The organism is Streptomyces sp. NPDC014864 (assembly GCF_043081525.1).
Lineage (GTDB): Bacteria > Actinomycetota > Actinomycetes > Streptomycetales > Streptomycetaceae > Streptomyces.
This window is the reverse complement of sequence record NZ_JBIBWT010000011.1, coordinates 21,388-40,992: the sequence shown is the minus strand read 5'-3', so window position 1 is coordinate 40,992 and position 19,605 is coordinate 21,388. Positions and strand designations below refer to the sequence as shown.

Here is a 19,605-nt window from a genome sequence, read left to right as displayed (position 1 = left end):
TCAGGGCGCGAGCCAGGCCGAGGTGTAGGTGTCGATCTCCTGCGCGACACGGGCCTTGCCGGGCTGGTCGAGGAAGGACGCGCGCACGGCGTTCTTGGCGAGCTCGGCCAGGCCCCGCTCGTCGAGGTCGAGCAGACGGGCGGCCACCGCGTACTCGTTGTTGAGGTCGGTGCCGAACATCGGCGGGTCGTCGGAGTTGACTGTCACCAGCACCCCGGCGCGCGCGAACTCCTTGATCGGGTGCTCGTCGAGGGCGCGTACCGCGCGGGTGGCGATGTTGGAGGTGGGGCACACCTCCAGCGCGATCCCGTGCTCGGTGAGGTGCGCCAGCAGCTTCGGGTCCCGCGCGGAGCTGGTGCCGTGGCCGATGCGTTCGGCGCGCAGCTCCGTGAGGGCGTCCCACACCGTCTCCGGACCGGTGGTCTCGCCCGCGTGCGGGACGGACCGCAGCCCGGCGGCGATCGCCCGGTCGAAGTACGGCTTGAACTGCGGCCGCGGTACGCCGATCTCCGGGCCGCCGAGCCCGAAGGAGACCAGTCCCTCGGGGCGCAGCCGGTCGTCGGTGGCGAGCCGGGTGGTCTCCTCGGCCGCCTCCGCGCCGGCCTCGCCCGGGATGTCGAAGCACCAGCGCAGCACGGTCCCCAGCTCGGACTCGGCCGCCTTGCGGGCGTCCTCGATCGCCTCCATGAAGGCCAGCTCGTCGATGCCGCGGCGGGTGGACGAGAACGGCGTGATCGTCAGCTCGGCGTAGCGCACCTGCTGGCGGGCCAGCTCGCGGGCCACCTCGTACGTCAGCAGCCGCACGTCCTCCGGGGTGCGGACGAGGTCGACGACGGACAGGTACACCTCGATGAAGTGGGCGAAGTCCGTGAACGTGAAGTAGTCGGCCAGGGCCTCCGGATCGGTGGGCACCCTGGAGTCGGGGTGGCGGGCGGCCAGCTCGGAGACGATCCGGGGAGAGGCGGAGCCGACGTGGTGCACGTGCAGCTCGGCCTTGGGCAGTCCGGCGATGAAGGCGTGCAGGTCGCGGGGTGCGCGCTGGTCGGTCAAGGGATCCCTCCCCGGGGAAGGCGCCGCGGGCCACCGGGGCGCGGCGCGGGTGATCGGCTGATCAAACGGCACCGCACATCGTAGGCGCCCACCGCCGGGGGAGCGGGGGCCGGTCATCGCGCAGGCATCGGGTGAGCGATCGATGAGCGATCGGTGAGCGATCGGTGAGCGATCGGGTGCGCCCGCGTGCGGCGGGCGGAGCCCGCGTCCGGGGGGCTTCGTCCGGGCGCGGGGCCTTCGTCCCGGGGAGGCCCGGCCTGCGTCCGGGAGGCGCCGCCCCGCCTCTCGCGGGAGGCGTGGCCCGTCCGTCCGGGGTGTCAGGGCGAGGCCGTAGCATGGCGGGACGATCGAGCGAGGGGGACTGCGGGACATGACGGACGGAACGCGGCCGGGCGGGGGCGCCGGGGCCGACCACAATCCCTGGGCTCCGCCGGAGAACGGACCCTCGCTGGAGAAGCGGCCGCAGCCGCAGCCGTCCGCTCCCGCGGCCGGGCCGTGGGCCCCGCACCAGCAGGCTCCCGTGCCCGCGCAGGGCCAGCAGCCCCCGGCGCAGGACGGGACGCCGCCCGCGTGGCCTTCGGCCTACGGTCAGCCGCCCCGGTCCGGGCAGCCTTCCTACCCGCCGCCGTCCGTGCACGACCAGGCCACGATGGTCTCGATGCCGGCCGCCGGGACCACCCCGCCCGCCCCGTCCGCCTTCGCGGCCCCCGGTGGCGAGTCCCCGATACCGCCGCCGCCCCTCGCGCCCTCGGGCCCCAACGCCCCCGGCGGCTACGGCTACCCCGCCTACCCCGGTTACGGCTGGCCCGGCGTGCCCATGGCCCCGCAGAACGGGCTCGGCACCGCGGCCATGGTGCTCGGCATCCTGTCCTGCTGCCTCTTCTGCCTGTACGGCGTGGTCTCGGTCGTGCTCGGCACCCTCGCCATCGTCTTCGGAGTCAAGGGCCGCCGAAAGGCCGACCGGGGCGAGGCCACCAACCCCGGCCAGGCCCAGGCAGGCCTGATCACGGGCATCATCGGCATCCTGCTCGGCATCGCGATGATCGTCCTCATCGCCATCGGCATCACCAGGGCCATCAACAAGGAGCACGCGGACACGGACCCGTACTACGGTGCGTACCGCCCGGCCGCCACCGCCCTGGCCGACCGCTGAGCCCGGCAGCACCGCTGAGCCCGGCAACACGGCTCAGCCCCGCACCGGGCTGAGCCCAGCAGGCTCAAGCGGCGCCGAGCCGTTCCCGTGCCCGCATCAGTGCGAAGCCCAGCAGGTTGGGGCCCCGCCACTGCTCCGGATCGGCCGCCCGCTCGTCGTCCGCGGCCAGCCCGATGCCCCACACCCGGTCCACGGGGCTGGCCTCGACGAGCACACGGTCGCCCGTGCCCAGCAGGAACGCCCGCAGTTCGGGGTGCGCGGCGAACTTGTGCGCGCTGCCCTCGGCCACCACCCGGAACCGCTCGCGCTCCCATGTCGCCTCGTCGAAGCCGCGCACCAGCCGGCCCGCCTTCTTGGCGAGCGCGGGGTTCGGCGCCCCGAGGGCCTCCCGCTCCGCCTCCGCGTCGCCGAAGAGCCGTGCCTTCGACGCCATCATCCAGTGCTCCGCCGTCGCGTACTCCACGCCGTCCACCGTGAACGGCGCCGGCCACCACTGGCTCAGACAGCTCGCGCCCACCCGGCCGTCGTGCCGCGGCCGGTGCCCCCAGAAGTACAGGTACCTGACCCTCGTCCCCGTCCGGACCGCCCTTATCAGGGCGTCCCTGGAATCGATGCTCCCCATGCACGCGAGTGTGGCACGCGCCACTGTCAGTCCGTCCTGCCTTGCCCGGCTCGACTCGACACCTGGTCGACAGATTCCGTCGCGTAACCAAAAGGCAACAACGGAATCACTTGTTGAGGTCCCATCGCTCTGTCAGGATCGGCACTCAAATCGAGCTGGAGCTACGCCAGCCGTCCCCGTGGACTGCGGGGCGACGGCGGAGGAGAGCGACATGCACAACCCGGGCACCGCCACCCCGGACCGATTCCCGGCACAGGAACGATTCGCGGAGGGCGCGCAGTACATCGCGGGCCGCTTGACCAAGGGCACCTCGGGCCGCACCCACGCGGTGGTCGACCCGGCCACCGGCGCGGAGGTCCTCGGCTACGAGCTGGCCGGGACGGCGGACGTGGACGCCGCCGTCGCCGCCGCCCGAGCGGCGTTCCCCGGCTGGTCGGGCGCCACGCCCGGCGAGCGCTCGGACGCGCTGCACCGCTTCGCCGCCGTGCTCGCCGAGCGCGGGGAGGACCTCGCCCGCGCCGAGTCCCTCCAGTGCGGCAAGCCGCTGAAGCTGACCCGGGAGTTCGACGTCCCGGGCACGGTCGACAACACGGCCTTCTTCGCGGGCGCGGCCCGGCACCTGGCGGGCCAGTCCGCCGGTGAGTACTCCGGCGACCACACCTCCTACGTCCGCCGCGAGCCCATCGGCGTCGTCGGCTCCATCGCCCCCTGGAACTACCCCCTCCAGATGGCCGCCTGGAAGATCCTCCCGGCGATCGCCGCGGGCAACACCATCGTCCTGAAGCCCGCCGAGCTGACCCCGCTGACCTCGCTGATGTTCGCCCAGGCCGCCACCGAGGCCGGGATCCCGGACGGCGTCGTCAACATCGTCACCGGCACCGGCCTGGAGGCCGGCGAGCGTCTGGTCGCCCACCCCGACGTCGCCATGACCTCGTTCACCGGCTCCACGGCCGTCGGCAGGCGCGTCGCCGAGATCGCCACCGCCTCCGTCAAGCGCCTGCACCTGGAGCTCGGCGGCAAGGCCCCCTTCGTGGTCTTCGACGACGCCGATCTGGAGGCCGCGGTGCACGGCGCGGTCGCGGGCGCGCTCATCAACACCGGGCAGGACTGCACGGCCGCCACGCGTGCGTATGTGCAGCGGCCGCTCTACGAGGAGTTCGTCGCACGGACGGCCGTTCTCATGGAGACCGTCCGGCTCGGCGACCCCTTCGCCCCCGGCACCGACCTCGGCCCGCTGATCTCGCACGTCCAGCGAGACCGGGTCGCCGGCTTCGTCGACCGGGCCCGCGCCTACGCGCGCGTGGTCACCGGCGGGGAGGTCCCGCAGGGGGAGCTGAAGGAGGGCGCGTACTACCGCCCCACCCTGGTCGCGGACGCGGCCCAGGACAGCGAGATCGTCCAGGCCGAGATCTTCGGCCCTGTGCTGGTCGTTCTGCCGTTCGACAGTGATGATGAAGGTATCCGGCTGGCCAACGACACCCCCTACGGTCTGGCCGCCTCCGCGTGGAGCCGTGACGTCTACCGGGCGAACCGCGCGACCCGGGAGATCAAGGCGGGCTGCGTATGGGTCAACGACCACATCCCGATCATCAGTGAGATGCCGCACGGCGGCTACAAGCAGTCCGGCTTCGGCAAGGACATGTCAACGTACTCGTTCGAGGAGTACACCCAGATCAAACACGTGATGTTCGACAACACCGCGGTGGCCAGGAAGGACTGGCACCGCACGATCTTCGGGGACCGGCCGTAGCCGGTTTCCGGCTGCCGCCGGGTGGCACGACCGGCCGCCGAACTCGAACCACCCCTCTCGACTCGATCCACCCTCTCGAAAGGGCACCACGCGCATGGAGCAGTACGAGCCGGACCGCCTGTCACCGGCCCAAGTGGCCGCCGTAAGGCGCAGCTTCCGCAACGGCCGGGCCTCCCTCACCCGCCGTTCGCTGCTGCGCGCCTCCGCGGGCGGCGTGCTCACGGCCGGCGGAATCGGGGCGCTGAGCGCCTGCGGCATCCCCGCGGCCGGCAAGACGCAGGGCAGCGGCACCAGCCAGGACCACTCGGCCGCGGAGAAGGTCGTCAACTTCTCCAACTGGACCGAGTACATCGACGTCGACGACAGCGGCAAGCACCACCCGACGCTGCAGACGTTCGCCCGGCGGACCGGCATCCAGGTCAAGTACACCGAGGACATCAACGACAACAACGAGTTCTTCGGCAAGATCAAGCCGCAGCTCGCCGCGGGCCAGGACCCCGGCCGCGACCTCATCGTCCTCACCGACTGGCTGGCGGCCCGCCTGATCCGCCTGGGCTGGGTGCAGAAACTGGACCCGTCGCACCTGCCCCACGCCTACAGCAACCTGTCGGCCCAGTTCCGCAATCCCGACTGGGACCCGGGCCGCGCCTACTCCTACCCCTGGCAGGGCATCTCCACGGTCATCGCCTACAACAAGAAGGCGCTCGACGGCATCGAGGTCAAGTCCGTCTCCGACCTGCTCGACAACCCCAAGCTCAAGGGGCGCGTCGGCTTCCTGTCCGAGATGCGCGACAGCATCGGCATGACGCTGCTCGACATGGGCAAGGACCCGGCGAAGTTCACCGACGACGACTTCGACGCGGTGATAGCCCGGCTGCAGAAGGCCGTGGACAAGGGCCAGATCCGCCGCTTCACCGGCAACGACTACACGTCCGACCTCACCAAGGGCGACTTCGCCGCCTGCGTCGCCTGGGCCGGTGACGTCGTACAGCTCAAGGCGGACAGCCCGGACGTCGACTTCGTCATCCCCGACAGCGGCTACATGACGTCGACCGACAACCTGCTGGTCCCCAACAAGGCGCGCCACAGGACGAATGCCGAGCGGCTCATCGACTTCTACTACGAGCCCGAGCAGGCAGCCGCCCTCGCCGCCTACATCAACTACGTGTCTCCCGTCGACGGCGTGAAGCCCTACCTCGCGAAGATCGACAAGGACGCGGCGAACAACCCGCTGATCATTCCCGACAAGGCCATGGCCGCCAAGTCCCACGCCTTCCGCTCACTGACGCAGAAGGAAGAGACGGCCTACGAAGAGAAGTTCGCGAAGCTCACAGGGGCGTGACGACCATGATGACGACAGACACCAGCGGCGACGTCCGCCTCTCCGGGATCAGCAAGACCTACGGCAGCTTCACCGCCGTGCACCCCCTGGAGCTCACCGTGCCGCAGGGCTCCTTCTTCGCCCTGCTCGGCGCCTCCGGCTGCGGCAAGACCACCACCCTGCGCATGATCGCCGGCCTGGAGGAACCTTCCTCCGGCACCGTGCACCTCGGCGATCAGGACGTGACCCACCTGCCGCCGTACAAACGGCCGGTCAACACGGTCTTCCAGTCCTACGCCCTCTTCCCGCACCTCGACATCTTCGAGAACGTCGCCTTCGGCCTGCGCCGCCGGGGCGTCAAGTCGGTGAAGAAGCAGGTCGAGGAGATGCTGGAGCTCGTCCAGCTAGGCGAGCAGGCCCGCAAGAAGCCGCACCAGCTCTCCGGCGGCCAGCAGCAGCGCGTCGCCGTGGCCCGCGCGCTGATCAACCACCCCAAGGTGCTCCTCCTCGACGAGCCGCTCGGCGCCCTGGACCTCAAGCTGCGCCGCCAGATGCAGCTGGAGCTCAAGCGCATCCAGACCGAGGTCGGCATCACCTTCATCCACGTCACGCACGACCAGGAGGAGGCCATGACGATGGCCGACACGGTCGCCGTGATGAACGCGGGCCGCGTCGAGCAGCTCGGCTCGCCCAACGACCTCTACGAGAACCCGCAGACCACCTTCGTCGCCAACTTCCTCGGCACCTCCAACCTCATCGAGGCCGAGGTCGACGCCAAGAGCGGCGACGAGATCGTCCTCAGGGCCGGCGGCGGCAAGCTGACCCTGCCCGAGGCGCGCTGTTCCGCGCCGACGTCCACCGGCGGCAAGGTGCTGGTCGGCGTCCGCCCGGAGAAGATCTCCCTCACCCACGCCGACGACGCGGGCGGGATCCCCACCGGCCGCAACCGCATCACCGGCCGGATCGCCGACTCCAGCTTCATCGGCGTCTCCACGCAGTACGTGATCGACAGCCCCGTCTGCCCCGAGTTCGAGGTCTACGCCCAGAACATCGACCGCGACGCCCGGCTGGTCCCCGGCGCCGAGGTCGTCCTGCACTGGAACCCGGCCCACACCTTCGGGCTCGACGCGGCGCAGGACATCGACGCGGGCGTCGAGACGGTCGAGGAGGACGCCGCCTGATGGCCGCCGTCACCGAGGCGCCGCCGCCCCTGGCCCCGGCCGCCCCCGCCAAGAAGCCTCCGCGCAAGAGGGGCCGCCTGACCCCGTACTGGCTGCTGCTGCCCGGCATCCTCTGGCTGCTGGTCTTCTTCGCGCTGCCGATGATCTACCAGGCCTCCACGTCCGTGCAGACGGGCTCCCTGGAGCAGGGCTACAAGGTCACCTGGCACTTCGCCACCTACTGGGACGCGCTGTCCCAGTACTGGCCGCAGTTCGTGCGCTCGGTCCTCTACGCGGCCTCCGCGACGGTCCTGTGCCTGCTGCTCGGCTACCCGCTCGCCTATCTGATCGCCTTCCGCGCCGGCCGCTGGCGGAACCTGATCATGATCCTGGTGATCGCGCCGTTCTTCACCAGCTTCCTGATCCGCACCCTGGCCTGGAAGACGATCCTCGCGGACGGCGGCCCGGTCGTCGGCGCCCTCAGGGCGCTGCACGTCCTGGACGTCACCAACTGGCTCGACTGGACCGCGGGCGACCGCGTGCTGGCCACCCCGCTCGCCGTGGTCTGCGGTCTGACGTACAACTTCCTGCCGTTCATGATCCTGCCGCTGTACACCTCGCTGGAGCGCATCGACCCGCGCCTGCACGAGGCGGCGGGGGACCTGTACGCCAAGCCGTCCACCGTCTTCCGCAAGGTCACCTTCCCGCTGTCGATGCCGGGCGTGGTCTCCGGCACGCTGCTGACCTTCATCCCGGCGGCCGGCGACTACGTCAACGCCGACCTGCTCGGCTCCACCGACACCCGCATGGTCGGCAACGTCATCCAGACGCAGTTCCTGAGGATCCTCGACTATCCGACGGCCGCGGCCCTCTCCTTCATCCTGATGGCCGCGATCCTCCTCATGGTCACCCTCTACATCCGCAAGTCCGGCACGGAGGATCTGGTTTAAATGGCCTTCGTCAACTGGCTCAAGCGCCATCTCGTCGTCATCGCCGGACTGCTGACGCTCGGTTATCTTCTCCTGCCGAACGTCGTCGTCACGGTGTTCTCCTTCAACAAGCCCAAGGGCCGCTTCAACTACGAGTGGCAGCAGTTCTCCACCGCGGCCTGGCGGGACCCGTGCGGCGTCGCCGATCTGTGCGGCTCGCTGGCGATCAGCCTCCAGATCGCCGTGTGGGCGACGATCGGCGCCACCGTCCTCGGCACGATGATCGCCTTCGCGCTGGTCCGCTACCGCTTCCGCGCCCGCGGCGCCGTGAACTCGCTGATCTTCCTGCCGATGGCGATGCCCGAGGTCGTCATGGCCGCCTCGCTGCTCACCCTGTTCCTCAACATGGGCGCCCAGCTGGGCTTCTGGACGATCCTGATCGCCCACATCATGTTCTGCCTCAGCTTCGTCGTCACCGCCGTCAAGGCCCGCGTGATGTCGATGGACCCGAGGCTGGAACAGGCCGCGCAGGACCTGTACGCGGGGCCCTTCCAGACCTTTGTCCGGGTGACCCTGCCGATCGCGGCACCGGGCATCGCCGCCGGCGGGCTGCTCGCCTTCGCGCTCTCCTTCGACGACTTCATCATCACCAACTTCAACGCGGGCTCGACCGTCACCTTCCCCATGTTCGTCTGGGGCTCGGCACAGCGCGGCACGCCCGTCCAGATCAATGTCATCGGTACGGCGATGTTCGTCGTCGCCGTCCTGTTCGTCCTGGCCTCGACGGTCATCGGAAACCGCCGCGCCCGGCAGAAGGCGTGAGCGGAAGGAACCCTGTGGGGAGTTGACATCATGGCCCCGAGCGCCATGAGCCGTAGCAACGACTGGACCACCTCTCTCTCCGAAGCCCAGCCGGTCCCGTACTGGCTGGACGACCCCGGCCGGCCCCGCCCCGAGCCCGCGCTCACCGCCACCGAGACCTGCGACCTGCTGGTCGTCGGCGGCGGCTACAGCGGACTGTGGACCGCGCTCCTCGCCAAGGAGCGCGACCCCCACGCGGACGTGGTGCTGGTGGAGGCCCGCGAGGCGGGCTGGGCCGCCTCGGGCCGCAACGGCGGCTTCTGTGCCGCCTCCCTCACGCACGGCCTGGCCAACGGACTCACCCGCTGGCCCGACGAGATCCGCACCCTGGAGGAGCTGGGCGCCCGCAACCTCGACGCCATCGAGGAGGCGGTCGCCCGCCACGGCATCGACTGCGACTTCGAGCGCACCGGCGAGATCGACGTGGCGACCGAGCCGTACCAGGCCCGGGAGCTGCGGGACTGGCACGCGGAACTGCGGCGCCGGGGGCTCGACGGGGGCGTCGAGTTCCTCGACCGGGACGCGGTCCGCGCACAGGTCGCCTCACCGACCTTCGAGGCCGGCCTGTGGGACCGCCGCGGTGTCGCCATGGTCCATCCGGCCAAACTGGCCTGGGGACTCAAACGCGCCTGCGCGCGGCTCGGTGTGCGGATCTACGAGCACACCCCGGCGCTCACCCTGAAGCCCTACGGCGCCGGCATGGCCGTACGCACCCCGTACGGCCGGGTGCGCGCCCGCCGGGTCGCGCTCGGCACCAACGTCTTCCCGAACCTGGTCCGACGGGTCCGTTCGTACACCGTCCCGGTCTACGACTACGCCCTGATGACCGAGCCGCTCACCGCCGAGCAGAGGGCGTCGATCGGCTGGAAGAACCGCCAGGGGCTCGGCGACAGCGCCAACCAGTTCCACTACTTCCGGCTGTCCGCCGACAACCGCATCCTGTGGGGCGGCTACGACGCCGTCTACCCCTACGGCGGCCGGGTGCGCGCCGAGTACGACGACCGCCCGGAGACCTACGCCAAGCTCGCCGGGCACTTCTTCACCTGCTTCCCGCAGCTGGAGGGGCTGCGCTTCACGCACGCCTGGGGCGGGGCGATCGACACCTGCTCGCGCTTCTCGGCCTTCTTCGGCACCGCCCACCGGGGGAAGGTGGCGTACGCGGCCGGGTACACGGGCCTGGGCGTCGGCGCCAGCCGCTTCGGCGCGGACGTGATGCTCGACCTCCTGGCCGGGAAGCGCACCGAGCGCACCGCGCTGGAGATGGTCCGCAGAAAGCCGCTGCCCTTCCCGCCCGAGCCCTTCGCGTGGACCGGCATCGCGCTCACCAAGTGGTCGCTGGCGCGCGCCGACGCCCGCGACGGGCGGCGCAACCTGTGGCTGAAGGCGATGGACCGGCTGGGCCTCGGCTTCGACAGCTGAGCGCAGGGGCCCGGAGCCCGGCGGCGGGCGGCGTCCGGTTCACTCCCACGAGCGGCCGGAACCCGCGCAATGCGGGCCGTGGACCTCCCTCTCCCTCATGACGCGACCGCGTCCACGGGAGCACGGGAGGTCCTCTCATGACTGGGGCGAAGACGGCGGTCCAGTGGCCGGCATCGGTCGCGCCGGATCCCCGCGCCTGCCGCCGGCAGTGGGAACGCGGCCCCCGCGGGGTCGCGCTGCTGCCCGCCGGCAAGGGCTGGGACGTACTGATCCTGCCCGGCCCGCTCGGTCACGCCACGCTCGACGTCCTCACCCGGGTCCTGGACCGGCTCGGCCCCGTGCCGGCCGGCTCCGGCGACGAGCGGGCGGGGTTCCTGGTGCCGCCGGGCACCGCGGTCCGCCGGCCGGGCACGGGCATCCGCACCGCGGGGTCCGGGACCTGGATCGTGGTGCCGTACCCGGGCAGGACGACCGGCGGCATGCGCCGGCCGGTCCCGCCGGACGGCTCGGGAACCCTGACCGGTCCGGCACTGCTGGAACCGGCGGTGCACGAGGCGGCGGCCCGACTGGCCGCGGGGGAGGACCGGTGAGCGCGACGGCCCCCTCGCGCTACCGCTCTTCGGGCCGGGCGACGCGGGCGTCGGTCGCATCCGGCCGGCCCGGACCGGTGCGGGAGGGGAGGGTGCCGCAGGACGGGCCACGGCGGTTCCGGCCGACGAGCAGCCACAGCGGGGACAGCAGCACCGTGCACAGGCACCAACTGGCCACCACGTCCAGGGGCCAGTGGTAGCCGCGCCGGACCAGGCCGAAGGAGACGCCGAGCACGAGGACGGCGCAGACGGCGACGGCGGTGCGGCGGGCGAGCGGGGTGCGCAGCCGGGGGAGGAGGACCAGGACCGCGGACCCGTAGGCCACCACGGCGGTGGCCGTGTGCCCGGAGGGGTAGTAGCCGACGCCGGGCGGCATGACCGGGGTGCCGTGGCGGACGGTGAGGGCCTTGAGCGGGACGACGAACGCCGGGACCAGGGCCATCAGCGCGGCCGCCGCGGCGGGCGCAGCCCACCAGCGGTCCGCGCCCGTGGCACGGCCCCGCCAGGCCGTGTACGCCAGGACGGCCACCAGGACCGGGACGGCCACCTGGACGCCGCCGAGGTCCGCGAGGAGTTCCGAGAGCCGGTCCGGGTGCAGCAGCGCCCGGCTGACCCGCTCGTCCACGCGCAGCAGCGGGCCGTCGGCGAGGACCTGCCAGGTGATCAGCGCGAAGAGGGCGGCCGGAAGGCCGAGAAGGAAGAAGAGGGAGAGCGCCGGGAGCAAGGTCGGCCGCCCCGGAACAGGGGGGGTGGTTCCGAGGCGGCCGTTCTGACCGGAACGCCGCGCGCCCCGGGGGGTCTGGGGCGGGCGACTGTCCGATCGGTGAGGAGACCCGGAGCCAGGGGCCCCGGTTGTGTGCGCGAGGGCACGACCAGGCTGAAGCTGGGGAGGCCCCGGCCTGAGGCCGCCCACAGTCCCCTGTGAGCGGGGTGTATCTCTCATCTGGGTAGAAGCTACGGCAGCGGATCGCCGGAGGACAGCGGGAATCGCTTCCCGCCATCCACCCCGCACACCTTCTTCACACGCTCTGCCGCTCGCCTCGTCAGACGTGCGACAGGGCAGCTCAGATGCGCCCGAACGCCTGCTCGATGATGTCGAGACCCTCGTTGAGGAGGTCGTCGCCGATCACCAGCGGAGGCAGGAAGCGGAGCACGTTGCCGTAGGTGCCACAGGTCAGGACCAGCAGGCCCTCCTGGTGGCAGGCCTTGGCCAGCGCGCCGGTCGCCTCCGGGTTCGGCTCCTTGGTGTCGCGGTCCTTGACCAGCTCGACGGCGATCATGGCGCCGCGGCCGCGGACCTCGCCGATGATGTCGAACTTCTCGGCCATGGCGCCCAGGCGGGCCTTCATGATCGCCTCGATGTTCTTCGCCCTGGCGTTGAGGTCGAGCTCCTTCATGGTCTCGATCGCGCCGAGCGCGCCGGCGCAGGCCACCGGGTTGCCGCCGTAGGTGCCGCCGAGGCCGCCCGCGTGCGCGGCGTCCATGATCTCGGCGCGGCCGGTGACGGCGGCCAGCGGCAGACCGCCCGCGATGCCCTTGGCGGTGGTGATCAGGTCCGGGACGATGCCCTCGTCCTCGCAGGCGAACCACTGGCCGGTGCGGCAGAAGCCGGACTGGATCTCGTCGGCGACGAAGACGATCCCGTTGTCGGCGGCGAACCGGCGGATCGCGGGCAGGAAGCCCTTGGCCGGCTCGATGAAGCCGCCCTCGCCGAGCACCGGCTCGATGATGATGGCGGCGACGTTCTCGGGACCGACCTGCTTGGTGATCTGGTCGATGGCCTGCTGGGCGGCCTCGGGGCCCGCGTTCTCCGGGCCGGTCGGCCAGCGGTAGCCGTAGGCGACCGGGACGCGGTAGACCTCGGGGGCGAACGGGCCGAAGCCGTGCTTGTACGGCATGTTCTTGGCCGTCAGCGCCATGGTCAGGTTCGTCCGGCCGTGGTAGCCGTGGTCGAACACCACGACGGCCTGGCGCTTGGTGTACGCACGCGCGATCTTGACGGCGTTCTCGACGGCCTCGGCGCCCGAGTTGAACAGCGCGGACTTCTTGGCGTGGTCACCGGGCGTGAGCTCGGCCAGCGCCTCGGCGACGGCCACGTAGCCCTCGTACGGCGTGACCATGAAACAGGTGTGGGTGAAGTCGGCGAGCTGCGCGGAGGCACGGCGTACGACGGCCTCGGCGGAGGCGCCGACGGAGGTCACCGCGATGCCGGAGCCGAAGTCGATCAGGCTGTTGCCGTCGACGTCCTCGATGACACCGCCGCCCGCGCGGGTGACGAAGACCGGCAGCGTGGAGCCGACGCCCTGCGCGACCGCGGCGAGACGGCGGGCCTGCAGCTCCTGCGACTTCGGGCCGGGGATGGCGGTGACGACGCGGCGCTCCTGCGGAAGTGCGGTCATGGGGACTCCCTGATGATCTTGCGTACCGGACGGTCCGGCGTGCCCGGCACCGGCGGACCGGGACGTTCGGGCGGGGCGTTTTGCGGACGCATACCTTCTTTTCTCGCAGGTTAGGTGGGCGGAAGAGGGGTGGGCATGCTCCATGTGGGCGTTGTCGGTGGCCGGGGTTGTCCGCCGTGGACATAGAGGTGCGGGATCCCGGGCCGGACGAATTGTCGCGCCCCTTGCCGCGCAATCGGTGAACTCCCCTTGCCCGGGCGTTAGATTGACTCGCTGATGGTGGACGGAACGGCAGGTCAGGGGGCAAGGGCGATGGACGACGGGACGCAGGAAGCCCGGGGTACGCACGCGAACCCCGTGCCGCGCCCGGCGGTGCCGCGGGACGCTCCCGCGACGCCGCCGCGGCCCCCGCGGCCCCCGGGCGCGCCGGACCCGGCGTACGGCCCGGGTACGGCGGGGCAGGAGCACGCCCCGGGCGCGGCCGGGTCCGCGCGGCACCCGGGCCCGGTGTCGGCCGTGGCGGCCTGGCTGGACGAGTCCCGCCCCGACGCCCCGACCGGCGTCTGGCGCTTCGGCTACCGCCCCCCGAAGGGCGCGCGCACGCCGGACCGGCTCCCCGCGATCACGGTTGTCGGCCTCCTGGTCCCGCTGGTCGTGGCGCTGTTCGTGTGGTCGCTGTGGCGGCAGGGCGCCCTGCCGTACGAGTGGGCCGTGCTGAAGCTGTTCACGCCGGCCGACTGGTGGTGGGGCGGCACCGTCTCGCCCAAGGGCATGGAGGGCCGCGAGGCCCTGGTCGTCTACGACGGCGTCTTCTTCGGCGTGCTCGTCCTCGCCGTCGGCCGGCTGGGCAGCTGGGCCGAGGTCCTGCGGCACTTCGTCGGCCGTCGCCCGCAGCCCGCACGAGCCCTGTGCGCCGCGGCCGGCGCCCTGGTCGTGCTGAGCCTCGTCTTCCCGGGGGCCTTCCCGGGCGTCGGCTGGGACCCCCTGCCGGTCGTCGACCCGGTGTTCTCCCTCGTGGTCCTGCTCTCGGGCGGCTACGACCTGTTCGCCTCGCAGCTGTTCACCGACGGGCTCTACACGGCCGTCACGCTGCTGGTGGTGTGGCCGTTCGCGCGGCTCGGCGGCTGGTGGGCCTACGCCAAGGAGGTCGCCGCACGCCGGCGCAGCGCCGCGGACCCGGCGGCGGCGCCGGCCGCGGAGCCGCCCTGCTCCCAGTGGCCGGAGCTCAGGCGGGCAGGCCGGGACGAGGCGGCCGACGTGCTGACCGCCGAGGTGGCCGGCGGCCGGATGAACGACGTGGACTGCGCCCGCGTGGAGCACGCCTGGACCCGGGCCCGGCGCGACGGCGACCTGGCCGCCTTCACGGACACGGTGCTGCGGCAGGGCGCGGCGGCCTGGGTCCACCCCTCGGGAAGCCGGGACCTGCCCGGCCGCACGGCACGGCACGACCTCCTCGCGGAACAGGTGCGCATCGGACGGTGGGTGCCCGGGGAGCGGGCGCCGCGCGCCTACCACGGTGCCGGCGCCGCCCTCGGCCCCGACGTCCTCGGCACCTCCCTCCTGCTCGTGGGGCCGCCCGGTTCGGGGAAGACCCGCCAGGTCGTCGAGCCGGTGACCGAAGGGCTCGCGCTGCAGGCCCTCACCGGGCGGTGCGCGGTCGTCGCGGTCTCCGCCGCCGGGGCCCCGCTGGGCCCGGACACGGCGTACGACGTGGTGGTGCGGATCGGTGACCCCGCCTCCGTCCACGACCTCGACCCCTACGCGGAGGCCGACGACCCGGACGAGGCCGCGGACTTCCTCGCCGAGGCCCTGGCGGGCGACCTGGACACGGTGAGCACCCAGGCCGCCGTCACCGCGCTCGCCCAGCTGCTCGGCCCCTACCGGGAGGTGCACGGGCACTTCCCGCCGCTGCCGGTGCTGCGCGAGCTCCTCGAGGGCGAGCCGGGGGCGCTCGCGGCCCTGCGCGCGGCGCTGGCGGACGATGGGCACACCGTGATGCGGCGCGAACTCGACGCCCGGATGCGGCAGGCCGGAACCGCCGCGGACGTGGGCCCGGCGCTGGCCGGCCGGCTGGCGCTGCTGGACAGGCCGGCCTTCGCCGAGTTCTTCGGCGTCGGGGGCGCGGGACGGTGCTTCTCGCTGCGGGCGGTCGCCCACCATCCGCTGCGGGTCCGCATCGACCTGCCCGAGCGCGGGCACGAGGAGGCGTGCCGGCTGATCACCCGGCTCGTCCTCGCGCAGTTCCACAGCGTCGTCCGGGACGCGCGGCGTCCGCACTTCGCCTGCCTGGTCCTCGACGACGCCACCGGGACCGTGACCCCGGAGTCGGTCCGCCGCATCCAGCGCCTGCGCTCCCAGAACGCCGGTGTCGTCCTCGCCCTGCGCACCGTCTCCGACGTGCCCGAGGCGCTGCACGGCCCGCTGCTCGGCGCCGTCGGCTGCCGCATGGCGCTGTGCGGTGTCACCACCTGGGACGGCAGCCGGTTCGCGCACGCCTGGGGCACCGCGTGGGTGGAGACGAAGGAGGTCGCCAAGCACACCGTCTTCGCCGACCAGCCCATGACCCGGGCCCTGCACGCGCTGCGCAAGCTGGTCACCGGCAAGGCCGTCACCACGGACGCCGTGACCACCAAGCAGGTGGAGCGGGAGCGCTGGTCCGCGTCCGAACTGGCCCACGAGGTGCCGCCGGGCCACGCGGTGCTGTCGCTCACGAGCGTGCGGGGCGAGCACGCGCCTCCGCTGCTGGTGGATCTGCGGGGGTGACGGTCCGTCGGCGGGCGTACGGCTCCGAGACGGTCCGGATCTGAACTCGTGCGTTTTTCAACCGGACATCTGTACGTAGGGTCACACGAGGACCGTACGGTGAGGCAGAATCGGCATGGGTCGTTCATACGTGACGGCCAAAAGATCACAACGATCACCCGATCTCCGCAGACCTGAAGGCCTCATGCCCCCGACGCTCGCCTCGCTCGTGCACCACTCGGCGCTGAAACTGACCGTGCGCGCGGGGGAGGACCGCCTGGACGTCCCCGTCCGCTGGGCCCACGTCAGCGAGCTCGCCGACCCGGTGCCGTACATGGAGGGCGGCGAGTTGCTGCTGGTCACCGCGCTGAAGCTGGACGCGGAGGACCCGGAGGCCATGCGCCGCTACGTGAAGCGGCTGGCCGGCGCGGGAGTCGTCGGGCTCGGCTTCGCCGTCGGCGTCAACTACGACGAGATCCCCGAGGCGCTCGTCGCCGCGGCCGAGGAGGAGGGCCTGCCGCTGCTGGAGGTGCCCCGCCGCACCCCCTTCCTCGCGATCAGCAAGGCCGTCTCCGCGGCCATCGCCGCCGACCAGTACCGGTCGGTCACGGCGGGGTTCGCCGCCCAGCGCGAGCTGACCCGGCAGGCGCTGAACGCCGGGCCGGAGGGGCTGCTCGCCGCGCTCGCGGCCCAGGTCGACGGCTGGGCGGCGCTGTACGACGCCTCCGGCGCCGTCGTCGCGACCGCGCCGGAGTGGGCGGTGCGGCGGGCCGCCCGGCTCACGGCGGAGGTCGAGCGGCTGCGGGACCGGCCCGCGCCCGCGAGCGCGGTGGTCGGCGGCCCCGAGACGGAGGACCGCGTCGAGCTGCACTCCATCGGCACCGGGCGCCGCCCGCGCGCCGCGCTCGCCGTCGGCACGGCCGCGACCCTCGGCACCGCCGAGCGCTACGCCGTCCATTCCGCCATCGCGCTGCTGACGCTCACCACCGAGCGGTCGCGCTCCCTGCACGCGGCCGAGCAGCGGATCGGCGCGGCGGTGCTGCGGATGCTGCTCGCCGGGCAGCCGGACCACGCCCGCGCCGTCGCCGGCGACCTGTACGGCGGTCTGCTGGACGCGCCGTTCCGGGTGATCGTCGCCGAGTCCGCCTCGGCGTCGGCCGCGCGGGCGCGCGCCGACGCCCATGCGCGCGTGCCGTCCTCACCGTCCTCCGCCGCTTCCGCCTCGGCGGCGGGGGCCGCCGCCCCCGCGCCGGGGGCCGCGCCCGACGCCTCCGCCTCCTCCCGTTCCGCGCGGGCGGGGTCGGCCCCGGCGGCCCCGGCCGGGTTGCTCGCCGTCGCGGGCGGGGCGGGTGACCCGCTCGCGGGACTCGCCGAGGTCGCGGAGGCGGCCGCCGCGCGGTCCGGTGAGAGGGTGCTGGTGGTGCCCGAGGGACAGCGGCTGGTGGTGCTGGCCGCCGACGGCGGCGCGGCTGTCGCGGCCTGCGCGGAGTACGCGGCGGCGCTGGAGGCCGCCCGGGCCGCGGCGGTACGGGAGCAGTCGGGCGGCGGGGACGAGGACGAGCTCGTCGTGGGGCTGTCGGCGCCGGCCGGTCCCATCGCGGCCGCCGGGGCGTACAAGCAGGCCGAGCAGGCGCTGTCGGTGGCGCGGCGGCGCGGCCGGGTGTGCGTGGAGCACGAGCAGGTCGCGTCCGGCTCGGTGCTCCCGCTGCTGGCCGACGACGCGGTGCGCGCGTTCGCGGACGGGCTGCTGCGGGCGCTGTACGAGCACGACGCGACGGGCCGCGGGGACCTGGTGGCCTCCCTGCGGGCGTGGCTCTCCCGGCACGGCCAGTGGGACGCGGCCGCCGCCGACCTCGGCGTCCACCGCCACACCCTGCGGTACCGCATGCGCCGGGTCGAGGAGATCCTCGGCCGTTCCCTGGACGACCCGGACGTCCGGATGGAGCTCTGGCTGGCCCTGAAGGCGACCTCGACGGAGTGAGCCCAGCCGCACGGAGTGACCGGCCCCCCGGGTGGTCGTAGGCCAATTCGTAGCGTCTCCGCCCGCCACTGCTACGGGTCGGACAAACGACCCCCGGCCCGGCCCGCCCTACCGTGGAGCCCGCAAGCCGAGAACACACCACTCAACGCGGAAGGGCCGGGACTCGTATGACTTCCTCCACCCACGCCTTCTGGCTCGCCGGCCGCCAGGTCACCGGCGAGGACACCTTCGACGTCACCAACCCGTGGGACGGGCGCCTGGTCGGCGAGGTGAGCGTGCCCACCGACGCCCAGGTCGAGGAGGCCGTGGCCGCCGCGTACGCCGTGCGGGACGAGTTCGCCGCCACCCCGGCGCACGTGCGCGCCGCCGCCCTCACCCACGTCGCCACGCGGCTGGCCGAGCGCACCGAGGAGATCGCGCAGCTGATCTCCGCCGAGAACGGCAAGCCGATCAAGTGGGCCCGGGGCGAGGTCGGCCGTGCCGTCTCCGTGTTCCGGTTCGCCGCCGAGGAGGCCCGGCGGTTCAACGGCGGCGAGGCCCAGCGCCTCGACACCGACGCCGGCGGCCAGGGGCGCCTCGCGCTCACCCGCCGCTTCCCGAAGGGTGTCGTCCTCGGCATCGCGCCGTTCAACTTCCCGCTGAACCTGTGCGCCCACAAGGTCGCCCCGGCCATCGCCGCGGGTGCCCCGATCATCCTCAAGCCGGCCCCGGCCACCCCGCTCTCCGGCCTGATCCTCGGCGAGCTGCTCGCCGAGACCGACCTGCCGGCCGGCTCCTGGAGCATCCTGACGGTCGCCAACGACCGGATGCCCGCGCTGGTGCAGGACGAGCGCCTTCCGGTCATCTCCTTCACCGGCTCGGAGAAGGTCGGCTACGCGATCATGGACTCGGTGCCGCGCAAGCACTGCACGCTGGAGCTGGGCGGCAACGGCGCGGCCGTCGTCCTTGCCGACTGGGCGAGTGACGAGGACCTCGACGGGGCCGCGACCCGCATCGCCACCTTCTCCAACTACCAGGGCGGCCAGTCCTGCATCTCGGTGCAGCGCGTGATCGCCGACGCCGCCGTGTACGACCGGCTGCTGCCGCGCATCGTCGCCGCCGTCGAGGCGCAGGTCACCGGTGACCCCGCCGACGACAAGACCGACGTCGGCCCGCTGGTCAGCGAGGAGGCCGCCCGGCGCGTGGAGTCCTGGGTGACGGAGGCCGTCGAGGCCGGCGCCATCCTGCTCACCGGCGGCGAGCGCGACGGCGCCACCTACGCGCCGACCGTCCTCACCGACGTACCGGCCGAGGTGACGATCTCCTGCGAGGAGGTCTTCGGGCCCGTCCTCACCGTGCAGAAGGTGGACGGCGAGGCCGAGGCGTTCGCCGCGGTCAACGACTCCAAGTACGGCCTGCAGGCGGGCGTGTTCACCCACGACCTGCAGACCGCCTTCCGCGCCCACCGCGCCCTGGAGGTCGGCGGCGTGGTCGTCGGCGACGTCCCGTCCTACCGCGCCGACCAGATGCCGTACGGCGGGGCCAAGCAGTCCGGCGTGGGCCGCGAGGGCGTGCGGTTCGCGATGGACGACTACACCTACGAGCGGGTCCTGGTCCTGACCGGTCTCGCGCTCTGATCCCGCCTTCCG

The 19,605-nt window shown here is 72.8% G+C and carries 15 protein-coding genes; 11 read left to right on the top strand and 4 right to left on the bottom strand.

The genetic code is table 11. The features are described from left to right. Positions 1–1,167: an adenosine deaminase gene (locus ACF1A5_RS20775; RefSeq protein WP_392194337.1), complete on the bottom strand. Its 1,167-nt coding sequence runs from the start codon at positions 1,165–1,167 to the stop codon at positions 1–3. A 253-nt stretch (positions 1,168–1,420) separates the two neighbouring features. On the opposite strand from ACF1A5_RS20775, the gene ACF1A5_RS20770 reads away from it, so the two are divergent. After that, positions 1,421–2,203, top strand: a complete 783-nt coding sequence (locus tag ACF1A5_RS20770) for a DUF4190 domain-containing protein (protein ID WP_392194336.1) — start codon at positions 1,421–1,423, stop codon at positions 2,201–2,203. 64 nt (positions 2,204–2,267) lie between these two features. Here ACF1A5_RS20770 and ACF1A5_RS20765 read toward each other — a convergent pair whose 3' ends face one another. Next, positions 2,268–2,825: an NADAR family protein gene (locus ACF1A5_RS20765; RefSeq protein ID WP_392194335.1), complete on the bottom strand. Its 558-nt coding sequence runs from the start codon at positions 2,823–2,825 to the stop codon at positions 2,268–2,270. A gap of 211 nt (positions 2,826–3,036) precedes the next feature. Here ACF1A5_RS20765 and ACF1A5_RS20760 point away from each other — a divergent pair, with 211 nt between their 5' ends. The 7 genes from ACF1A5_RS20760 (at position 3,037) to ACF1A5_RS20730 (ending at position 10,855) form a co-directional block, all read left to right on the top strand. After that, positions 3,037–4,575, top strand: a complete 1,539-nt coding sequence (locus ACF1A5_RS20760; protein ID WP_392194334.1) for a gamma-aminobutyraldehyde dehydrogenase — start codon at positions 3,037–3,039, stop codon at positions 4,573–4,575. Between the two features lie 94 nt (positions 4,576–4,669). Then, positions 4,670–5,917: a PotD/PotF family extracellular solute-binding protein gene (locus ACF1A5_RS20755; protein ID WP_392194333.1), complete on the top strand. Its 1,248-nt coding sequence runs from the start codon at positions 4,670–4,672 to the stop codon at positions 5,915–5,917. Continuing rightward, the gene (locus tag ACF1A5_RS20750; protein ID WP_392194332.1) at positions 5,914–7,077 is read left to right on the top strand and encodes an ABC transporter ATP-binding protein; all 1,164 of its coding nucleotides are present in this window, start codon (positions 5,914–5,916) and stop codon (positions 7,075–7,077) included. Before ACF1A5_RS20755 ends, ACF1A5_RS20750 begins: the two co-directional genes overlap by 4 nt. Continuing rightward, the gene (locus tag ACF1A5_RS20745) at positions 7,077–8,006 is read left to right on the top strand and encodes an ABC transporter permease (RefSeq protein WP_392194331.1); all 930 of its coding nucleotides are present in this window, start codon (positions 7,077–7,079) and stop codon (positions 8,004–8,006) included. Before ACF1A5_RS20750 ends, ACF1A5_RS20745 begins: the two co-directional genes overlap by 1 nt. Then, positions 8,007–8,807, top strand: a complete 801-nt coding sequence (locus ACF1A5_RS20740; protein ID WP_392194330.1) for an ABC transporter permease — start codon at positions 8,007–8,009, stop codon at positions 8,805–8,807. A 30-nt stretch (positions 8,808–8,837) separates the two neighbouring features. Further along, entirely contained in the window at positions 8,838–10,265 is a 1,428-nt protein-coding gene (locus tag ACF1A5_RS20735) for an NAD(P)/FAD-dependent oxidoreductase (protein ID WP_392194329.1), read from the top strand. Positions 10,266–10,402: 137 nt separating this feature from the next. Further along, entirely contained in the window at positions 10,403–10,855 is a 453-nt protein-coding gene (locus ACF1A5_RS20730) for a hypothetical protein (RefSeq protein ID WP_392194328.1), read from the top strand. 19 nt (positions 10,856–10,874) lie between these two features. Here ACF1A5_RS20730 and ACF1A5_RS20725 read toward each other — a convergent pair whose 3' ends face one another. Both ACF1A5_RS20725 and gabT read right to left on the bottom strand, forming a co-directional pair. After that, on the bottom strand, positions 10,875–11,768 hold the full coding sequence (locus ACF1A5_RS20725; protein ID WP_392194495.1) for a phosphatase PAP2 family protein: 894 nt from the start codon (positions 11,766–11,768) through the stop codon (positions 10,875–10,877). A 151-nt stretch (positions 11,769–11,919) separates the two neighbouring features. Then, positions 11,920–13,254, bottom strand: a complete 1,335-nt coding sequence (gene gabT, locus ACF1A5_RS20720) for a 4-aminobutyrate--2-oxoglutarate transaminase (protein ID WP_392194327.1) — start codon at positions 13,252–13,254, stop codon at positions 11,920–11,922. Positions 13,255–13,566: 312 nt separating this feature from the next. Here gabT and ACF1A5_RS20715 point away from each other — a divergent pair, with 312 nt between their 5' ends. The 3 genes from ACF1A5_RS20715 to ACF1A5_RS20705 all read left to right on the top strand — a co-directional run bounded on the left by ACF1A5_RS20715 (position 13,567) and on the right by ACF1A5_RS20705 (position 19,593). Next, positions 13,567–16,017 carry an ATP/GTP-binding protein gene (locus ACF1A5_RS20715; RefSeq protein ID WP_392194326.1) on the top strand — a complete coding sequence of 817 codons (2,451 nt, stop codon included), beginning with the start codon at positions 13,567–13,569 and terminating at the stop codon, positions 16,015–16,017. Positions 16,018–16,201: 184 nt separating this feature from the next. Continuing rightward, positions 16,202–17,977 (top strand): PucR family transcriptional regulator, encoded by a 1,776-nt coding sequence (locus tag ACF1A5_RS20710; protein ID WP_392194325.1) that lies wholly within the window; start codon positions 16,202–16,204, stop codon positions 17,975–17,977. Positions 17,978–18,144: 167 nt separating this feature from the next. Beyond that, positions 18,145–19,593: an aldehyde dehydrogenase family protein gene (locus tag ACF1A5_RS20705; RefSeq protein WP_392194324.1), complete on the top strand. Its 1,449-nt coding sequence runs from the start codon at positions 18,145–18,147 to the stop codon at positions 19,591–19,593. Positions 19,594–19,605: the final 12 nt, after the last annotated feature.

Bases quoted from the DNA above. Each gene is read 5' to 3' on its own strand.
- ACF1A5_RS20760 (WP_392194334.1), top strand. From the start codon at position 3,037: ATGCACAACCCGGGCACCGCCACCCCGGACCGATTCCCGGCACAGGAA.
- gabT (WP_392194327.1), bottom strand. From the start codon at position 13,254: ATGACCGCACTTCCGCAGGAGCGCCGCGTCGTCACCGCCATCCCCGGC.
- ACF1A5_RS20710 (WP_392194325.1), top strand. From the start codon at position 16,202: ATGCCCCCGACGCTCGCCTCGCTCGTGCACCACTCGGCGCTGAAACTG.
- ACF1A5_RS20715 (WP_392194326.1), top strand. From the start codon at position 13,567: ATGGACGACGGGACGCAGGAAGCCCGGGGTACGCACGCGAACCCCGTG.
- ACF1A5_RS20765 (WP_392194335.1), bottom strand. From the start codon at position 2,825: ATGGGGAGCATCGATTCCAGGGACGCCCTGATAAGGGCGGTCCGGACG.
- ACF1A5_RS20730 (WP_392194328.1), top strand. From the start codon at position 10,403: ATGACTGGGGCGAAGACGGCGGTCCAGTGGCCGGCATCGGTCGCGCCG.
- ACF1A5_RS20705 (WP_392194324.1), top strand. From the start codon at position 18,145: ATGACTTCCTCCACCCACGCCTTCTGGCTCGCCGGCCGCCAGGTCACC.
- ACF1A5_RS20745 (WP_392194331.1), top strand. From the start codon at position 7,077: ATGGCCGCCGTCACCGAGGCGCCGCCGCCCCTGGCCCCGGCCGCCCCC.
- ACF1A5_RS20770 (WP_392194336.1), top strand. From the start codon at position 1,421: ATGACGGACGGAACGCGGCCGGGCGGGGGCGCCGGGGCCGACCACAAT.
- ACF1A5_RS20735 (WP_392194329.1), top strand. From the start codon at position 8,838: ATGGCCCCGAGCGCCATGAGCCGTAGCAACGACTGGACCACCTCTCTC.
- ACF1A5_RS20755 (WP_392194333.1), top strand. From the start codon at position 4,670: ATGGAGCAGTACGAGCCGGACCGCCTGTCACCGGCCCAAGTGGCCGCC.
- ACF1A5_RS20775 (WP_392194337.1), bottom strand. From the start codon at position 1,167: ATGACCGGCCCCCGCTCCCCCGGCGGTGGGCGCCTACGATGTGCGGTG.
- ACF1A5_RS20740 (WP_392194330.1), top strand. From the start codon at position 8,007: ATGGCCTTCGTCAACTGGCTCAAGCGCCATCTCGTCGTCATCGCCGGA.